Below are 17,402 nucleotides of genomic sequence, written 5' to 3'. Positions count from 1 at the left end.
GGCCGCCAAGACAGCCCCGGCGAAGCCCGCCGCGGCGCCGTCCGTCGTGATCCGGCGCGTCCGCCGCAAGTCGGACGAGGAAGGCGCCGCGACCGCCAGCCCGGCCCAGACGCTCGGTATCGGCAATCGCCGCGTATCGACGATGGTCGACGTCGCTCCCGAGACCCTGGCGATGTTCGACGTCTCGCCGTTCGGATACGCCGCATCCGGTCGCGTGGCCACCGAATCGATGGCTTCGGTGACCGATGCGATTCTCGCGGAGCCGCCAATCGCGCCGCTGCCGTCGGCTTCGCCGGCACCGCAAGAAGAAGCTGCTGCATCGGCCGCACACATCGCCGAGCCGGCTCCCGCCGAGACGGAGCCCGAAGCCGCGTCGCCGGAGCTCGCCGGGCAGCCCGGGCCCGCAGCGCCTCACGAAGAAGAAGAATACTCGGACAAGGTTTCCGCCGACGAAGCGCAGCGGATCACGGACGCCTACAGCGACGTGCTGCTCAGCGAACAAGCCGTGGCCCCGGCGGCGACCGAAACCGTCGTCGAAGGTGCGGTCAAGAGAACCGGCCCGCGTGTGCTCGGGCGAATCGACCTGACGCGCAAGGCGACTCCCGCCAAGACCGCAACCCAGGCCACGCCCGCTGCGCCGACCGGTGACAAGGCTGCGCCCAAGGAAAGCGAGGACGCCGACAAGGGTCGCAAGAAGAAGCGCAAGGTCGTGCGCAAGGAAGACCTCTTCGACGCGCTCGAGAGGGCCCACCAGGCCAGGCCGCGAAAGAAGAAGGCTTCCCCCGGCCAGAAGCTGCGCAAGACCGAGCTGACGGTTCCGAAGGCCAGCAAGCGCGTCGTGCGTGTCAACGAGAGCACGACGGCGGCCGAGCTGGCGCGCGCGATGGGCGTCAAGGCCGGCGAGGTGCTCGCCAAGCTGATGCGGCTCGGCGCGATGAAAACCGTCAACGACGTGCTCGACGTCGACACGGCGACGATCGCGGCCGAGGAATTCGGCTACACGCTCGAGAACACCGCGGTCAACGTCGAGGATCTGCTCGACATCACCGAGACCGAAGGCACCGAGGGCGAAGGAGAGCCGCGGCCCCCGGTCGTCACCGTGATGGGTCACGTCGACCACGGCAAGACTTCGCTGCTGGATGCGATCCGCCACGCGAACGTCGTTGCCGGCGAGTCGGGTGGAATCACCCAGCACATCGGTGCGTACATGGTCGAGTCGAAGATCGGACCGATCTGCTTCCTCGATACGCCGGGCCACGCGGCCTTCACCGCGATGCGCTCGCGCGGCGCAGGCGTCACCGACATCGTCGTGCTGGTGGTCGCCGCCGACGACGGCGTGATGCCGCAGACGATCGAGGCCATCAACCATGCGAAGGCCGCCGAGGTGCCGGTGATCGTCGCGGTCAACAAGATCGACAAACCGGGTGCCAATCCCGAACGCGTCAAGCAGCAGCTGACCGACTACGGGCTGCAGCCAGAAGAGTGGGGCGGCCAGACCCAGTACCTCGAAGTCTCGGCGCTCCAGCGTACCGGCATCGACGAACTGCTCGAGGCCATCTCGCTGCAAGCGGAGATCCTCGACCTTCGCGCGCCGACCGACACGCGCGCCGTCGGCACCGTCGTCGAATCGCGGCTGGACCGCGGCCGCGGACCTGTCGCGACGGTGCTCGTGCAGAAGGGCGTGCTCAAGCACGGCGACCACTTCGTCTGCGGAGAGATCGTCGGCCGCGTGCGCGCGATGAGCGACCACGCGGGTCGCCCCGTCAAGAATGCCGGTCCTTCGACGCCTGTCGAGATCATCGGCCTGGACGGCGTTCCGTCGGCCGGCGATCCGTTCGTCGTCGTCGAGGATCCGTCGAAGGCCTCCCAGGTTGCCGAATTCCGCCGCGAATCGACGCGCAAGTCGTCGATGACCACCACGACGCGAATGTCGCTCGAAGACCTGCAGCGCCGCATGAGCGGGGCGGGAGACGCGCTCGAACTCAGCATCGTCCTCAAGGGGGACGTCGATGGATCCGTCGAGGCGATCAAGACTTCGCTCGAGAAGCTTTCGAACGACGAAGTGTCGTTGCGCGTGATCCACGGCGGCGTCGGTGCCATCAACGAATCCGACGTGCAGCTCGCGATGGCGTCCAACGCGATCATCGCCGGCTTCCACGTGCGGCCCGAGGGCAAGGCGCGCCAGCTCGCCGAGCGCGAAGGCGTCGACATCCGGCTTCACACGGTGATCTACGAGCTGATCGACGAAGTGAAGGCGGCCCTGGAAGGCCTGCTCGCGCCCGAGCAGAAGGAAGTCTACGAAGGCCGCGCCGAGGTCCGCAATACGTTCAGCATCCCCGGCGGCACCATCGCCGGCTGCTACGTCGTCGACGGCACCATCACGCGCGCCAGGCCCTGCCGCGTGATCCGCGACGGCCGTGTCGTGCACTCCGGTCGCCTGTCCAGCCTGCGCCGCTTCAAGGACGACGCGCGCGAGGTGCAGACCGGCTACGAGTGCGGCATCGGGCTGGAGCGCTTCAACGACGTCAAGGTCGGCGATCTCATCGAGGTCTACCGCGTCGAGGAGATCAAGCGCACGCTGGGTGCGCCGAAAGCCGAGACGGCGGCGCGCGCCTGAGCGGCGGCGCCGGGCCGCAAGACCGTGGTCGTCGGGGTGCTGAGGCTCACGCTGTACCTGCGCGAGAACCACTCCCTCAAGGGAAAGCGCGCGGTGCTGCGATCGATCAAGGCGCGCGTCGAAGCCAAGTTCAACGTCTCGGTGGCCGAGGTCGACGAGCAGGACATATGGCAGACGATCGTGCTCGGCGTGGCGCAAGTCGGCAATGACCGGGACCACGTCGACCGCTGCCTGCGCGAAGTATCCGAATTCGTGGCCTCGACCGGGTTGGCCGAGCCTGGCCGCGAAAGTTACGAGTTCCTCAATTGCTGAGCACCAGCGGGCCGCCAGATGCCGTTTTCCGGCAAGCCGCATTAGATTGGAACGTCATGTCGGGACGCAGGGCAGAAAGAGTCGGTCGCCAGGTCGTACAGGCGCTGGCCACCGTGATCGAGCACGGTGTGCACGACCCGCGCCTGGCCGGCATCACGTTCACGTCCGCCAAGGCGACCGACGACCTTCGTACCGTTCGCGTATTCTTTTCGGTGCTCGGCGACAACGTCGCGGTGGAGGCTGCGCGCGAGGGCCTGAAGGCCGCCTCCGGGTTCCTTCGCCGTGAAGTGGCCCAGCGCCTGGAGCTCCGCTACGCGCCCGCGCTGATGTTCGAATACGACGAGTCGATTCACACCGCCGAACGCATCGACAAGCTGCTTCGCCAGGAGCGCGAAAACTGATGGGACGTCGTCCTCGCACCGTACCGGGAGCCGACGGCCTGCTTCTGGTCGACAAGCCTGCCGGCATCAGCTCGGCGGCTGTCGTTGCCAAGGCGCGCCGCATTTTCGGCGGCGTAAAAGCCGGCCATACCGGCACGCTCGATCCGTTTGCGACCGGACTTCTCCCGCTCGCGCTCGGCGAGGCCACCAAGCTCGCCGGCTATCTCACCGACAGCGACAAGAGTTACTGCGGCACGATCCGCTTCGGTGTGACGACCGACACGCTCGATCGCACGGGAACCGAAACCGGGCGCGTGCCCGTTCCACCGTTCGACGACGCCGTGCTCGAGGGGCTCGCCGCCGCGTTTCGCGGCGAGATCGTGCAGGTGCCGCCGGCGTTCTCCGCGATCAAGAGGGACGGACGCCCGATGTACGAGCTGGCGCGCCTCGGCGAGGCGCCTGAGCTGGAGGCGAGGCCGGTGCGCGTGGACCGTCTCGAGCTTCACGCGGCGGGAACCGACACCGCAACGATCACGATCGACTGCTCGAAAGGCTTCTACGTAAGAAGCCTGGCCCGCGATCTCGGCGCTGCGCTGGGCTGCGGGGCGGTGCTCCAGGAGCTCAGGCGGACGCGGGTAGGGCGCCTGGCTGTCGAAAGCTCGGTCACGCTGGAGACCCTGGCAGCCATGGAGGACCCCGCCACGGCGCTTGTCCCGCTGGTCGATGCCCTGGCCCACCTGCGCCTCGTGGAAGTGGCAGCGGAAGCGGCCCTGGACCTGCGCCAGGGACGCCAGCGCGCCCTCGGCGGCCTCGGCTCGGGGCGCAGCGGCGAACGGGTGCGCGTGGTCTGCGGCAGCGACCTCGTGGCCGTGGCCGGGATGCACGAGGGCCTGTGGAAACTCGAAAGAGTTTTCACGCAGGCGGCCCGCCGCAGCGCGGCGCCTTGCCCTCCCCGGGAGTTCCTGTTATCTGCCGCCGTCTCGCAAATGGAAGAAGAGGAAAAGGAACGAAGCGAATCTCGTGACTAGCAGTCTCGAAGAAAATCAAGCGAAGCAAGAGCTCATCTCGGCGTACCGGCGGCATGATACCGATTCCGGCTCGCCTGAGGTGCAGATCGCTCTATTGAGCCAGCGCATCGCGCATCTCACGGAGCACTTCAAGGTCCATACCAAGGACCATCACTCGCGCCGCGGACTGCTCAAGCTGGTGAGCCAGCGCCGCCGACTCCTGGACTACGTCAAGCGAACGGATCACGCCGTTTACGTGACGCTGCTCGACCGTCTGGGCCTCCGCAAGTAAGCATTTCGCGCGTCCATAAACCTCTTCTCCCGACCGAAGAACATTAATGGTCATCGGCGGGCGCAGACTTGCGCTCGCCGCAGTTAGGAGAAGAAACTCATGAGGCATGAAGTAGCCCTCGAAATCGGCGGCCGCAGGCTTTCGCTCGAAACCGGCCGTGTTGCCAAGCAGGCCGACGGAGCCGTGCTTGCAACCTACAACGACACCGTCGTACTCATCTCGGCCGTCTCGCTTCGCACGATGCGCGAAGGCCAGGACTTTTTCCCGCTCACCGTCGAGTACCAGGAAAAGGCGTTTGCGGCCGGAAAGATCCCCGGCGGATTCTTCAAGCGCGAAGGACGCCAGAGCGCCGACGAAATCCTGATCTGCCGCTGCATCGACCGGCCGATCCGACCGCTGTTCCCCGAAGGGTACATGTACGAGACCCAGGTGATCGCCACCGTGCTGTCGGCCGACCGCGCCGGCTCGCCGGACGTGCTCAGCCTGATCGGCGCCTCGGCGGCCCTGCACATCTCGAACATTCCATTCGACGGCCCCATCGGCGGCGTGCGCGTCGGCCGCATCGGCGGAAAGCTGGTGGCCAACCCGTCCCTGGACGACCTCGAGACCAGCGACATCAACATCCTGATCGCCGCCAAGAGCGACAGCATCGTGATGGTCGAAGGCGGCGGTCAGCAGATTCCCGAGGACGAGCTGCTCGAGGCGCTGTACTTCGGCGCCGACCAGATCGTGCCCATCTGCCGCATGCAGGACGAGCTGCGCAAGCTGGCCGGAAGGGGCAAGCGCGAGTTCGTCGCTCCGACCGTTTCCGACGACGTGCTGGCGCGAGTGCGCGAGCTGGCCGAGCCCGGCCTGCGCAAGGCGTACTCGTTCACCGAGAAGCTCGAGCGCTACGCGAACCTCGACAAGGCCAAGGCCGAGTTCAAGGCCTCGGTGCCCGAGGAGCTGGCCGAGCGCGGCTCGGAAGTCTCGCGCGCCTACTCGAGAGTCAAGGAAGACATCGTCCGCATGGACATCGCCAAGGCGGGCAAGCGTGTCGACGGCCGCACCCTCGACGTCGTGCGACCGATCTCGGTCGAGACCTCGGTGCTGCCGCGCACGCACGGAAGCGCGCTGTTCACGCGCGGCGAGACCCAGGCGATCGTCGTCGCGACTCTCGGCACATCGTCCGACGTCCAGCGCATCGACGCGCTTCTCGGCGACATCAAGAAGCGCTTCATGCTGCACTACAACTTCCCGCCCTACAGCGTCGGCGAGGCCAAGATGCTGCGATCGGCCGGGCGCCGCGAGATCGGCCACGGCGCTCTTGCGGAGAGGGCCATCTCGGCGGTGCTCCCGAGCGCCGAAGAGTTCCCGTACACGCTGCGCGTGGTCTCGGAGATCACCGAGTCCAACGGCTCGTCGTCGATGGCGACGGTGTGCGGAGCCTCGCTGTCGCTGATGGACGCCGGTGTCCCCATCAAGGGGGCCGTGGCGGGCGTGGCGATGGGGCTGATCTTCGAAGACGGCAAATATTCGGTGTTGACCGATATCCTCGGCGACGAGGATCATCTTGGAGACATGGACTTCAAGGTGGCCGGCACGGGAAAAGGCGTGACGGCCGTGCAGATGGACATCAAGATCGCGGGCATTCCTCGCGAGGTGATGCGTGACGCGCTCTACAAGGCGCGCACCGCCCGCCTGCACGTGTTGTCGGAGATGGCCAAGGCCCTTTCCACGCCGCGCGGCGAGATGTCCGAGCATGCGCCTCGCATCGAGACGATGCGCATCCACCCGGACAAGATCCGCGACCTGATCGGACCCGGCGGCAAGGTGATCCGCGGCATCGTCGAGCAGACCGGCTGCAAGATCGACGTCTCCGACGACGGCACCGTGCTGGTGGCGTCGTCCGACGGCACGGCGATGCGCCAGGCCATCGACATCATCCAGGGCATCACCGCCAGCCCGGAAGTGGGGCGCGTCTACAACGGCACCGTCCGGCGCATCGCCGACTTCGGCGCTTTCGTCGAGATCCTGCCCGGCACCGACGGCCTGCTGCACATCTCGCAGATCGACGAGAAGCGCGTCGAGAACGTGCGCGAGTTCCTGAAGGAAGGCGACAAGATTCCGGTCAAGGTCCTCGAAGTGGACCGCCAGGGCAAGATCCGCCTGAGCCTGAAGGAGGCGCGGCGCGAGATGGCCGAAAGGGAAAAGGAGAGCGCTTGAGCGATCTTCTTCGCGCGACGCGCCTCGAGAACGGGCTGAGGGTCGTCACCGAGACCGTTCGGGACGCACCGTCGGCGTCGATCGGCATCTGGGCCGACACCGGCTCGAGCTACGAGGACGAGCGCATCGCGGGCGTCGCCCACTTCGTCGAGCACCTGCTCTTCAAGGGGACGCCGCGGCGCTCGGCGCGGCAGATCGCCGAAGAGATCGAATGCCGCGGCGGCAGCATCGATGCGTTCACCGACAAGGAGTACACGTGCTACCACGCGCGCGTGCTCGCCGACGAGACGGCCACCGCGCTGGACGTGCTTTCCGACCTCGTACTGCACGCAGAGCCGCGACCGGAAGACATCGAGCTCGAGCGCGAAGTCATCGTCCAGGAGATCCTCGACGTCGAAGACGACCCCGAGGAGTTCTCCCACGACCACCTGCTCGAATGCTACTGGCCGGGGCACCGCCTAGGCTGGCCCGTGGCCGGGTCGGTTGCCAGCGTCGAGCGCATCGGGCGCGACGACATCCTCGGCTTCCTTCGCGATTTCCGCCGTCCCGGGCGGCTGATCGTCGCGGCGGCCGGACGCATCGATCACGACGACCTGGTCGCGAGCTGCCGTCGCATCTTTGGCGCCATGGAGCCGGGCAGCGACGTCGACCGCGGGCCCGATCGTCCCGATTTCCATCCCGGTCTCTACCTCGTTCGTCGCGAGATCGAACAGGCCCACTTGACGATTGGCATGCCGGGCCTGTCGATGCTGGATCCGCGCCGGGAGGCCGGCGAGGTACTGATCGCGGCGCTCGGCGGCGGCATGAGCTCGCGCCTGTTCCAGCGCATTCGCGAAGAGCGCGGCAAGGCGTACACGGTCTACGCGTTCCAGGCCCCGTACCGGGAGATCGGGTACACCGGATTCTACGCTGCGTGCGGCCGCGATTCGGTTGCCGAAGTGACCGGGCTCATCTTCGACGAGCTGCGCTCGATCGCGCGCGAAGGGCTCGGCGCCGGCGAGCTCGAAAGGGTCAAGACCCAGCTCATCGGAAGCATCCCGCTGTCGCTGGAAACCACCGACAGCCGCATGACGCGCATCGGCCGCAACATGCTGTACTACGACCGGCCGATCGAGCTCGACGAGATCACGCGGGCGATCGAGGCCGTGACCAACGACGACATGGTTTCCCTTGCTCGCGAGCTGTTCGACTTCGAGAGGGCGGCCGCGGTGCTGCTCGGCGATCTCGAAGCCGACGCCGTCGCGCTGCCCGCAGCCTGACAGGCCGATGTCACGCGCCGGTGAGCCGCTGCGGATTGCCGTTCGCCGCGTCGGCAACGTGCGCGTCGAGCTTCCGCGTGCAATGACCGACGGCGCCGTCGGGATGGACCTTCCTGCCGCCATCGATGCGCCGCTCGACCTCGCTCCCGGCCAAAGACGCCTTGTTCCATGCGGGTTTGCGATTTCGATCCCCCGCGGATACGAGGGTCAGGTTCGCCCGCGCAGCGGGCTCGCGCTCCGGCAAGGCCTCAGCATCCCGAACGCCCCGGGAACGATCGATCCGGACTATCGCGGCGAGGTCGCGGTCCTGTTGATCAACCTTTCGGCTGAGCCGGTTCGAATCGAGCCCGGCCAGCGAATCGCACAGCTCGTCATCTGTCCCGTCGCACACTGCGTGCTCGAAGAGGTCGACGAGCTGGACGCGACGCCGCGCGGCGACGGCGGTTTCGGCCACACTTCCTGCTGACACGCTGCTCGCGCCCGGCGCCGGCTGTGCAGGCAGCAGGGGATCGGCCGGCGAAGCGGTGGCTTTTCGCTCTGCCAGAAGCCAGAAACGCGGCTTCACCGGCCGGATCACGCTCGGATCGCAGCCTGGCTCGCGCCTGGCTTGGGGTCTGGCACCAGAGCTTTCGAGTCAGGCACCGGCGCGCGGTTGCCCGGCTCACCCTTCTGGTGCCTGACCCCAATTCAGGGAACCCAGGAACGAGGGATGGTACCGAGGTACACGCGTCCGGCCATCGGAGCAGTCTGGAGCGACCAGCACCGCTACGAGCTGATGCTCGCGATCGAGATCGCGGTCTGCGCTGCGCTCGCGCGGCGCGGCACGATCCCGCAGTCCGCCGTCGAGGAAATCCGCAGCAAGGCGCGCGTCGATGCGGCCCGCGTCGACGAGATCGAAGCGGTCGTGCACCACGACGTCATCGCGTTCGTCACTGCCGTCGCCGAGACGGTGGGCGAAGCCGGACGCTACCTGCACTTCGGAATGACGTCGTCGGACGTCGTCGACACCGCGTTCGCGCTTCAACTCGTCCAGGCTGCCGACATCCTGCTCGCGACGCTCGATGAGCTTCGCGCCGCGGTGCGCCGCCAGTCCCAGCACCATCGCGAGACGGTGATGGTCGGGCGCAGCCACGGCATCCACGCGCAACCGATCACGTTCGGCCTGAAGATGGCCGGCTGGTACAGCGAGTTGTCGCGTGCGCGCAGGCGCCTGGTGGCCGCGAAGTCGGAGATCGCATTCGGCAAGCTGTCGGGTGCGGTCGGCAGCTACGGAGTCAACGGTCCGGACATCGAGGCGGAGGTCCTTTCCGAGCTCGGACTTTCGCCGGAGCCGGTGGCCACCCAGGTGGTGCCGCGCGACCGCCACGCCGCGTTCTTTACGACGCTGGCCGTCGTTGCCGGCGGCATCGAGCGCTTCGCGACAGAAATCCGCCACCTGCAGCGCACCGAGCTCCTCGAAGCCCTCGAACCGTTCGGCAAGGGACAGAAGGGCTCGTCGGCGATGCCTCACAAGCGCAACCCGATCCTGAGCGAGAACCTGTGCGGGCTGGCAAGGATCGTGCGCGCCAATGCGATGGTCGCGCTCGAGAACATCGCGCTGTGGCACGAACGCGACATCAGCCATTCGTCGGCCGAGCGCGTGATCGCGCCCGATTCGACCATCGCGCTGGACTTCATGCTCGCGCGACTTGCGCGAATCGTCGACGGCCTGGAAGTCAGGCCCGAGAACATGCAGCGCAACCTCGATCTTACCGGTGGGCGCCTGGCCTCCGAGCGCCTGCTGCTCAAGCTCGTCGACAAGGGCGCGCCGCGCGAGGTCGCCTATGGCTGGGTGCAGCGCTGCGCCCTGGCCGAGGGAGACTTCCGCCGCTTCGTCGCCGCCGACCCGGACATTGCCGGCCGCCTGACGCAGGCCGAGATCGACGACGCATTCGACGTCCGCCAAGCGCTCACCCACGTGGGCGCCATCATCGACCGAGGAACGGAGGAACGCCCGTGAGCGCACCGACCAGGACCGAAATGATCGCCGAGGGCAAGGCGAAGAAGATCTACGCGACCACCGACCCGACCAAGCTGATTTTCTACTTCAAGGACGACGCGACGGCGTTCAACGCGCAGAAGAAGGGAACGATCGAATCGAAGGGGATGCTCAACCAGCGCATCTCGGCGCGCTTCTTCACGATGCTGAAGGGCAAGGGGATCGACAACCACTACGTCGACACGCTGAACGACCGCGAAATGCTGGTCGAGCGCCTGACGATCATCCCGGTGGAGACGATTCTTCGGAACATCGTGACCGGGAGCTGCCAGAAGCGGCTCGCACGGCCCGAAGGCGAGGAGCCGCCGCGGCCGATCATCGAGTTCTGCTACAAGTCCGACGCGCTCGGCGATCCGCTGATCAACGACGATCACGCGGTGGCGTTCGGGTGGGCCACCGAAAAGGAGCTGGCCGAGATCCGGCGCCAGACGCTGGCCGTCAACTCGATCCTGAAGCCGTTCATGGCCGAGCGCGGCATCCTGCTCGTCGACTTCAAGCTCGAGTTCGGCCGCACCAGGGACGGTCGCGTGCTGCTCGGCGACGAGATCTGCCCGGACACCTGCCGTTTCTGGGACGCCGCCACGCGCAAGAAGCTCGACAAGGACCGTTTCCGCCAGGACCTCGGCGAGGTCTCCGAGGCGTACGTCGAGATCGACCGCCGCACGGCGGTGTGACGCAGCGACGAGCGGTGAAGCGAGCGGTGAAGACGCAAGGGTCAGCGGCGGTGAGGAGAGCATAGTGACACTGGTTCGCGTGTTCGTGATGCCGAAGAAGGCCATTCTCGATCCCCAGGGAAAGGCGGTGGCCGCTTCGTTGCACAGCCTCGGTTACAGCGAGGTCGCCGACGCGCGCCTCGGAAAGCTGATCGAGCTCAAGGTCGAGAAGGGGAGTCGCGAAGAGGTCGCCACTCGCGTCGACGAGATGTGCAGGCGCCTGCTGGCCAACGAGGTCATCGAGGACTACCGGTTCGAGCTGGCCGAGGACGGTGCCAGGCCGTGAAGTGGGGCGTCGTCGTCTTTCCCGGCTCCTGTGACGAGCGCGACGCGGCCTACGCGCTGCGCGGCGTCGTCGGCGACGACGTCGCGATGCTGTGGCACGGCGACGAGTCGATCCGCGGCGCCGACGCCGTGGTGCTGCCGGGAGGTTTCTCGTACGGCGACTACCTGCGTTGTGGCGCGATGGCGCGTTTCTCCCCGGTCATGCGCGCCGTGGCGGCCCATGCGCGAGCCGGCGGACCGGTGCTCGGCATCTGCAACGGTTTCCAGATCCTGTGCGAAGCGGGGCTGCTTCCCGGCGCCCTGGTGAGGAACAGCGAGCTGCGCTTCCTTTGCAGGAGCGAGCGAATCCGGGTCGAGAATACTGGTACGGCGTTCACGGTCGGTTGCCGCCAGGGCCAGGTGATGTCGATCCCGATCAAGAACGGCGAAGGCTGCTTCGTTGCCAGCGACGCGGAGCTGGCCCGTCTCGAGCGCGAGGGCCGCGTGATTTTCCGCTACGCAGACGGGGCGCCGAACGGCTCGCTGAATGACATCGCCGGCATTGCCAACGACGCCGGCAACGTCGTCGGGCTGATGCCGCATCCCGAGCACGCCGTCGATGCGGCGCTCGGCAGCTCGGCCGACGCGCTGCCGCTGTTCCAGTCGGTGCACGCCTGGCTCGCCAGCGGCGGCCAGCGGAGACAGGCGTGACGGCGGCGCCGAAAAAGCGCAGCGTCGATGAGTCGCTGGCCGTCGAGCACGGCCTTACCCCGGACGAATACCGCCGCATCGTCGAGCACCTCGGGGGCCGCACGCCCACGTTCGAAGAGCTCGGCGTCTTTTCGGTGATGTGGTCCGAGCATTGCAGCTACAAGAGCTCGCGCGTGCACCTGAAGAGGCTGCCGCAGGCGGGCAGGGCAGTGCTGCAGGGGCCCGGCGAGAACGCCGGTGCGGTCGACATCGGCGGCGGCATGGCCGCGATCTTCAAGATCGAGAGCCACAACCATCCGTCGTACATCGAACCGTACCAGGGCGCGGCCACCGGCGTCGGCGGCATCCTGCGCGACGTGTTCACGATGGGCGCGCGGCCGGTGGCCAACATGAACTCGCTGCGCTTCGGCGAGGCCGGGCACGAAAAGACGCCGTCGCTGCTGCGCGGAGTCGTTGCCGGCATCGGCGGTTACGGCAATTCGGTCGGTGTGGCAACGCTCGGCGGCGAAATCAGCTTCGATGCCGGCTACAACGGCAACATCCTCGTCAACGCGTTCACGCTCGGGATCGTGCGCGCCGACCGCATCTTCCGCGCCGTGGCCAGCGGTACGGGAAACCCCGTGCTTTACGTCGGCTCGAAGACCGGTCGCGACGGCATTCACGGGGCGAGCCTGCTCGCATCCAGCGAATTCAAGGAAGAGTCCGAGCAGATGAAGCCGACCGTGCAGGTCGGAGACCCGTTTACCGAGAGCGTGCTGATCGAAGCGTGCCTCGAGGTGCTCGAAGGCGACGACGTCGTCGCGATCCAGGACATGGGCGCGGCGGGATTGACGAGCTCATCGGTCGAGATGGCATCGCGCGGCGGCGTCGGCATTCGCCTCGACCTCGACCGGATTCCACTTCGCGAAGCCGACCTCACGCCGTACGAGATGCTGCTGTCGGAGTCGCAGGAGCGCATGGTGCTGGTCGTGCGCAAGGGCTGCGAAGAAAATGTCGGTCGCATCTTCGAACGCTGGGGGCTCGATTGCGTTGCCGCCGGCGTCATTACCGACACCGGTCGCTTCGAGGCGCTGCATCGCGGACAGACGGTCGTCTCCATCCCCGTCCCGGCCCTGACCGACGCCGCGCCGAAGTACGATCGCCCGATCGGGGAGCCCGCTGCCAGGCCTCCTGCTTTGCGTGCCGACGCGCTGCCGCGTCCGAAGGACCTCGGCCAGGAGCTGCTCGCGCTCATGTCGTCCCCGAACCTGTGCAGCAAGCGGTGGGTGATCCAGCAGTACGACTCCTATGTCGGAGCCGACACGCTCGTGCATCCCGGAGGCGACGCGGGAGTGATCCGCGTGCGTGAAACCGGTGGTGCGCTCGCGATGAGCTGCGACTGCAACTCGCGCTGGGTAACCCTCGATCCGTTCGTCGGCACCCAGCACGCCGTGGCCGAGGCCGCGCGCAACATCTACGTGACGGGAGCCAGGCCGCTGGCCGTCAGCGACTGCCTCAACTTCGGCAGCCCCGAAAAGCCCGCGGTCATGTGGCAGTTTTCGCGCGCGATCGACGGCATGGCCGAAGCGTGCCGCGCCTACGACATTGCAGTCATCTCCGGCAACGTCAGCTTCTACAACGACACCCAGGGGGCCTCGATCCCGCCGACGCCGACGATCGCGATGGTTGGCCTTGCCGCCAGCGCCTCGCGCGTTGCCCGCATCGCATTCGACGGCGCCGAATCGCGCATCCTGCTTCTTGGCGGCGGACGCCCCGAGCTCGAAGGGTCCGAGTACCTTGCGTCGCGGTACGGCCAGACCGGGGACCATCCTCCAGCCATCGACCTTGCGGGCGAGCGCCGCCTCGGCGAGCTCGTCAGCGATCTCATTGCCGAAGGCATCGTCACCAGCGCCCACGACGTGGCAGACGGTGGGCTGGCGACGGCGGTCGCGGAGATATGCCTGGCATCGAACAGCGGCTGCCACATCGACGTCCAAGTGGAGGACCGCCCCGATCGCGCACTGTTCGGTGAGAGCGGTTGCCGCATCCTCGTAAGCATCGCGGCCGCGCGTGCCGCCTCAGTAGAGGCAAGGGCCGCTGCGGCCGGCGTGCCATGCCGCGCGGTCGGCACCAGTGGTGGCGACAGGATCGTCATTCGTGACGCGAAGAGCCAGGCGAGCCTCGTCGATGTTGCCGTGGCGCGTCTTCGCGAGAAGTGGGAAGGCACGCTGCCGCAAATTGCGCACGCGGACCTTCCCGAGGAAGCGCGGGCTGCGGGCTAGCGGGCAGGCCGGCGACGGGACGACGATCCCATAGCCAGCCGCCGGGAGAGAAGAACATGAAGGGCAGCGACAGCAGGATTCCCGCCAATCTTTCGGCGGAGAAACCCGAAGCACAGGCGCCGGTGCAGGCCGCGCCTGAGCCGAACTCGCCGCTTGCCGACCCCGACGACCGCTTCCACGAAGAGTGCGCCGTCGTCGGCATCTACGGCCACGAAGAAGCGGCCAACCTGGCCTACCTCGGCCTGTATGCAATGCAGCACCGCGGCCAGGAAGGCTCGGGCATCGTTTCGAGCAACGGAAAGGCGCTGATCAGCCACCGCGGGCTCGGCCTGGTCGCCGACGTCTTCCATGAAAGCGTGATCCGTCGCCTCGAAGGCAACTCGGCGATCGGTCACAACCGTTACTCGACCGCGGGCGAGACCCTGCTGCGAAACACGCAACCGCTGGTCGCCGAGTTCTCGCTCGGAAGCCTCGCCGTCTGTCACAACGGCAATTTCGTCAACGCGCAGGAGATCCGCCGCCGCCTCGAGGAGACCGGCTCGATTTTCCAGTCCACGTCCGACACCGAGGTGCTCGTGCACCTGGTTGCCGGCTCGCGGCGAAGCTCGCTGGTCGAGCGCGTCGTCGACGCGCTGGCCCAGGTCGAGGGCGCCTACTGCGTGCTGTTCCTGACCGAAGAAGAGCTGATTGCTGCGCGCGATCCGCACGGCTTCCGGCCGATGGCGCTCGGGCGCTTCCCGGGCGGCGGCTGGGTGGTCGTCTCCGAGACTTGCGCGCTCGATCTCGTCGAGGCCGAGTACGTCCGCGAGATCGAGCCGGGCGAAGTGCTGCACATCCGCGGCGACGAAGTGCGCTCGACGCATCCGTTCACGCACGTGCCGACCAGGGCCTGCATCTTCGAGTACGTCTATTTTGCCAGGCCGGATTCCAACGTGTTCGGCCGCAACGTCTACGAGGTGCGCAAGGAAATCGGCCGCCAGCTCGCGCGCGAGACGCTGATTCCGGCCGACATCGTCATTCCCGTGCCCGACTCCGGCGTGCCGGCTGCGCTCGGCTTTGCCGAGCAGTCGGGACTGCCGTTCGAGATGGGACTGATCCGCAACCACTACGTCGGTCGCACGTTCATCGAGCCGAAGGATTCGATCCGCAACTTCGGCGTCAAGGTGAAGCTCAACGCCCAGCGCCACGTGCTCGAGGGAAAGCGGGTCATCGTCATCGACGATTCGATCGTGCGCGGCACCACCAGCCGCAAGATCGTCCGGATGATCCGCTCGGCCGGAGCCAAGGAAGTGCACGTGCGCATCAGCGCGCCGCCGACGATCAGCCCTTGCTACTTCGGCGTCGACACGCCGACGCACGGGGAGCTGATCGCGAACAACCTGTCGATCGAACAGATCCGCGAGTACATCCAGGCCGACAGCCTGGCCTACCTTTCGCACGAAGGGCTCTACGCGTTCCAGCCGACCGGCGCGCGGACTTCGGCCGGCTTCTGCGACGCCTGCTTCACGCGCGACTACCCGGTGACCGTCAACCACGACCAGGAAACGCGCCAGATGCGCCTCTTCCACGCCACCGAGTTGTCCCCGATCGCCGGCAGAAGCTGACCCTGCGCTGGCTGGGAGGGGCTTCCCGCAGCCTGCTAAAGCACGGTGTGGCGCAGCCAGTGCAGGTCGTCGCGCTCCGGGCAGTCGATGTTGTAGTGCAGGCCGCGGCTTTCGCGGCGAGTGCGCGAGGCGCGGATGATCAGCTCGGCCACCTGCGCGATGTTGCGCAGTTCGAGCAGGTCGCGAGTCACGAAGAAATCGCGGTAGTACTGCTGGATCTCCTCGCGCAGCATCGTGATGCGCGAGGCGGCGCGCGCAAGGCGGCGATCGCTGCGCACGATGCCGACGTAGTTCCACATCAGGCGGCGGATCTCGTCCCAGTTGTGCGTGATGACGACCGATTCATTGATGTCGACCGCGTTGCCGGAAGTCCATGGCGGCAGGGAAGGCGCCGTGCGCGCGTCGTCGGCGAGCCTTGCAGCGGCGTGGATCGCCGCGCGGTGTCCGAACACGACGCCTTCGAGCAGGGAGTTGGACGCCAGGCGGTTCGCGCCGTGAAGCCCCGTCATCGCGACTTCGCCGGCGGCATAGAGGCGGTCGATCGAGGTTTCGCCGTCGATTCCCGCGATCACGCCGCCGCACATGTAATGGGCGGCGGGCACCACCGGGATCGGCGTGGTCGTGATGTCGATGCCATATCCCAGGCAGCGCTCGTAAATGACCGGGAAGCGCTGCTTCAGGAAATCGCGGCCGAGTGACGTGACGTCGAGCAGCACGTTGTCGAGGCCGCGGCGCTTCATCTCGCTGTCGATCGCGCGCGCGACGATGTCGCGGGGGGCCAGCTCGGCGCGCGGATCGTAATTGGCCATGAACGCGTGGCCGTCGGGCGTGCGCAGCACCGCGCCCTCGCCGCGCATCGCCTCGGTAACCAGGAACGACTTGGCCAGCGGATGGTACAGGCACGTCGGGTGGAACTGGATGAACTCGACGTCGGCGACGCGGCAACCGGCGCGCCACGCCATCGCGATGCCATCCCCGGAGGCGACGTCGGGATTCGACGTATACAGGTACACCTTGCCCGTGCCGCCGGTGGCCAGCATCGTCGCGCGTGCGGTGAACGTCTCCACACTGCCGTCGGTGGTGTTCAGCACGTAAGCGCCCCAGCACTGGGGACGCCCGTCGGTAAAACCGAATTTCTCGTCGATCAGCAGGTCGATCGCGAAGCGGTTCTCGAACAGCTCGATGTTCGGGTGGCTGCGTACTTCGGCGGCCAGCGCACGGACGATCTCCTGGCCGGTGTGGTCGGCGGCGTGGAGGATGCGCCGGTGCGAGTGCCCGCCTTCCAGGCCGAGGTCGAAGTCGGCGGCGTGGCCGTTCTCGGCCTTCAGCGTAAAGCGAACACCGAGATCGACGAGCTCGCGGATGCGGGCCGGGCCTTCGCTGACCACAAGGTCGACGACGCGGCGGTTGCACAGGCCGGCCCCGGCCTCGATCGTATCGGCGGCATGGGAAGCCGGCGCGTCCTCCGTGCTCCAGACCGCGGCGACGCCGCCCTGGGCGAAATTCGTGTTGGATTCTTCGAGCTCGCGCTTGGCAAGCAGCGCGACCTTTCCGTCCCGCGCCGCGCGAAGGGCGAAGGTCATCCCGGCGATGCCGCCGCCGATCACGAGAAAATCGTAATTCCGCATGGGGGTGCGGAGTCTACCCGCGAACCGGAAACGCTCAACACGGGATCGGCGACGGGTGGCGGGCCTGGGGGGAAAGCGGTAGCCTTCGGCTGCCACGGCGGCCGAGCGTCG

At 67.2% G+C, this 17,402-nt stretch carries 15 protein-coding genes; 14 read left to right on the top strand and 1 reads right to left on the bottom strand.

Annotated elements, in window-relative coordinates:
* The first annotated feature begins 46 nt into the window (after window positions 1–46).
* The 14 genes from infB (at window position 47) to purF (ending at window position 15,663) form a co-directional block, all read left to right on the top strand.
* Entirely contained in the window at window positions 47–2,617 is a 2,571-nt protein-coding gene (infB, locus tag VGK20_15490) for a translation initiation factor IF-2 (protein ID HEY2775443.1), read from the top strand.
* 24 nt (window positions 2,618–2,641) lie between these two features.
* Window positions 2,642–2,929, top strand: coding sequence for a DUF503 domain-containing protein (locus tag VGK20_15485; protein ID HEY2775442.1), 288 nt, complete (start codon window positions 2,642–2,644; stop codon window positions 2,927–2,929).
* 56 nt (window positions 2,930–2,985) lie between these two features.
* The gene (gene rbfA / locus VGK20_15480) at window positions 2,986–3,330 is read left to right on the top strand and encodes a 30S ribosome-binding factor RbfA (GenBank protein HEY2775441.1); all 345 of its coding nucleotides are present in this window, start codon (window positions 2,986–2,988) and stop codon (window positions 3,328–3,330) included.
* Window positions 3,330–4,337 (top strand): tRNA pseudouridine(55) synthase TruB, encoded by a 1,008-nt coding sequence (gene truB, locus VGK20_15475; GenBank protein HEY2775440.1) that lies wholly within the window; start codon window positions 3,330–3,332, stop codon window positions 4,335–4,337. Before rbfA ends, truB begins: the two co-directional genes overlap by 1 nt.
* Window positions 4,330–4,608, top strand: coding sequence for a 30S ribosomal protein S15 (gene rpsO / locus VGK20_15470; GenBank protein HEY2775439.1), 279 nt, complete (start codon window positions 4,330–4,332; stop codon window positions 4,606–4,608). The genes truB and rpsO overlap by 8 nt, the downstream gene beginning before the upstream one ends.
* A gap of 99 nt (window positions 4,609–4,707) precedes the next feature.
* The gene (pnp, locus tag VGK20_15465; GenBank protein HEY2775438.1) at window positions 4,708–6,813 is read left to right on the top strand and encodes a polyribonucleotide nucleotidyltransferase; all 2,106 of its coding nucleotides are present in this window, start codon (window positions 4,708–4,710) and stop codon (window positions 6,811–6,813) included.
* Window positions 6,810–8,072 (top strand): pitrilysin family protein, encoded by a 1,263-nt coding sequence (locus tag VGK20_15460; protein HEY2775437.1) that lies wholly within the window; start codon window positions 6,810–6,812, stop codon window positions 8,070–8,072. Before pnp ends, VGK20_15460 begins: the two co-directional genes overlap by 4 nt.
* A gap of 82 nt (window positions 8,073–8,154) precedes the next feature.
* Window positions 8,155–8,538: a dUTP diphosphatase gene (gene dut, locus VGK20_15455; protein ID HEY2775436.1), complete on the top strand. Its 384-nt coding sequence runs from the start codon at window positions 8,155–8,157 to the stop codon at window positions 8,536–8,538.
* Window positions 8,539–8,781: 243 nt separating this feature from the next.
* Window positions 8,782–10,071 carry an adenylosuccinate lyase gene (gene purB / locus VGK20_15450; GenBank protein HEY2775435.1) on the top strand — a complete coding sequence of 430 codons (1,290 nt, stop codon included), beginning with the start codon at window positions 8,782–8,784 and terminating at the stop codon, window positions 10,069–10,071.
* A 20-nt stretch (window positions 10,072–10,091) separates the two neighbouring features.
* Window positions 10,092–10,784, top strand: a complete 693-nt coding sequence (gene purC, locus VGK20_15445; GenBank protein ID HEY2775434.1) for a phosphoribosylaminoimidazolesuccinocarboxamide synthase — start codon at window positions 10,092–10,094, stop codon at window positions 10,782–10,784.
* A 64-nt stretch (window positions 10,785–10,848) separates the two neighbouring features.
* Complete coding sequence (gene purS, locus VGK20_15440; protein HEY2775433.1) at window positions 10,849–11,109, top strand: phosphoribosylformylglycinamidine synthase subunit PurS; 261 nt, start codon at window positions 10,849–10,851, stop codon at window positions 11,107–11,109.
* Window positions 11,106–11,798, top strand: coding sequence for a phosphoribosylformylglycinamidine synthase subunit PurQ (gene purQ / locus VGK20_15435; protein ID HEY2775432.1), 693 nt, complete (start codon window positions 11,106–11,108; stop codon window positions 11,796–11,798). Before purS ends, purQ begins: the two co-directional genes overlap by 4 nt.
* Complete coding sequence (gene purL, locus VGK20_15430; GenBank protein HEY2775431.1) at window positions 11,795–14,059, top strand: phosphoribosylformylglycinamidine synthase subunit PurL; 2,265 nt, start codon at window positions 11,795–11,797, stop codon at window positions 14,057–14,059. Before purQ ends, purL begins: the two co-directional genes overlap by 4 nt.
* 56 nt (window positions 14,060–14,115) lie before the next feature.
* Window positions 14,116–15,663, top strand: a complete 1,548-nt coding sequence (purF, locus tag VGK20_15425; protein ID HEY2775430.1) for an amidophosphoribosyltransferase — start codon at window positions 14,116–14,118, stop codon at window positions 15,661–15,663.
* A gap of 35 nt (window positions 15,664–15,698) precedes the next feature.
* Here the strand turns inward: purF and nadB are convergent, their stop codons facing one another.
* Entirely contained in the window at window positions 15,699–17,291 is a 1,593-nt protein-coding gene (gene nadB / locus VGK20_15420; GenBank protein HEY2775429.1) for an L-aspartate oxidase, read from the bottom strand.
* Window positions 17,292–17,402: the final 111 nt, after the last annotated feature.

The sequence above is a fragment of the Candidatus Binatia bacterium genome, from assembly GCA_036493895.1.
In the GTDB taxonomy this organism is placed as follows: domain Bacteria; phylum Desulfobacterota; class Binatia; order UBA1149; family CAITLU01; genus DATNBU01.
This window is presented reverse-complemented; position numbering and strand designations above follow the sequence as displayed.

Bases quoted from the DNA above. Each gene is read 5' to 3' on its own strand.
- truB (HEY2775440.1), top strand. From the start codon at position 3,330: ATGGGACGTCGTCCTCGCACCGTACCGGGAGCCGACGGCCTGCTTCTG.
- purC (HEY2775434.1), top strand. From the start codon at position 10,092: ATGATCGCCGAGGGCAAGGCGAAGAAGATCTACGCGACCACCGACCCG.
- dut (HEY2775436.1), top strand. From the start codon at position 8,155: ATGACCGACGGCGCCGTCGGGATGGACCTTCCTGCCGCCATCGATGCG.
- purF (HEY2775430.1), top strand. From the start codon at position 14,116: ATGAAGGGCAGCGACAGCAGGATTCCCGCCAATCTTTCGGCGGAGAAA.
- rbfA (HEY2775441.1), top strand. From the start codon at position 2,986: ATGTCGGGACGCAGGGCAGAAAGAGTCGGTCGCCAGGTCGTACAGGCG.
- purB (HEY2775435.1), top strand. From the start codon at position 8,782: ATGGTACCGAGGTACACGCGTCCGGCCATCGGAGCAGTCTGGAGCGAC.
- nadB (HEY2775429.1), bottom strand. From the start codon at position 17,291: ATGCGGAATTACGATTTTCTCGTGATCGGCGGCGGCATCGCCGGGATG.
- pnp (HEY2775438.1), top strand. From the start codon at position 4,708: ATGAGGCATGAAGTAGCCCTCGAAATCGGCGGCCGCAGGCTTTCGCTC.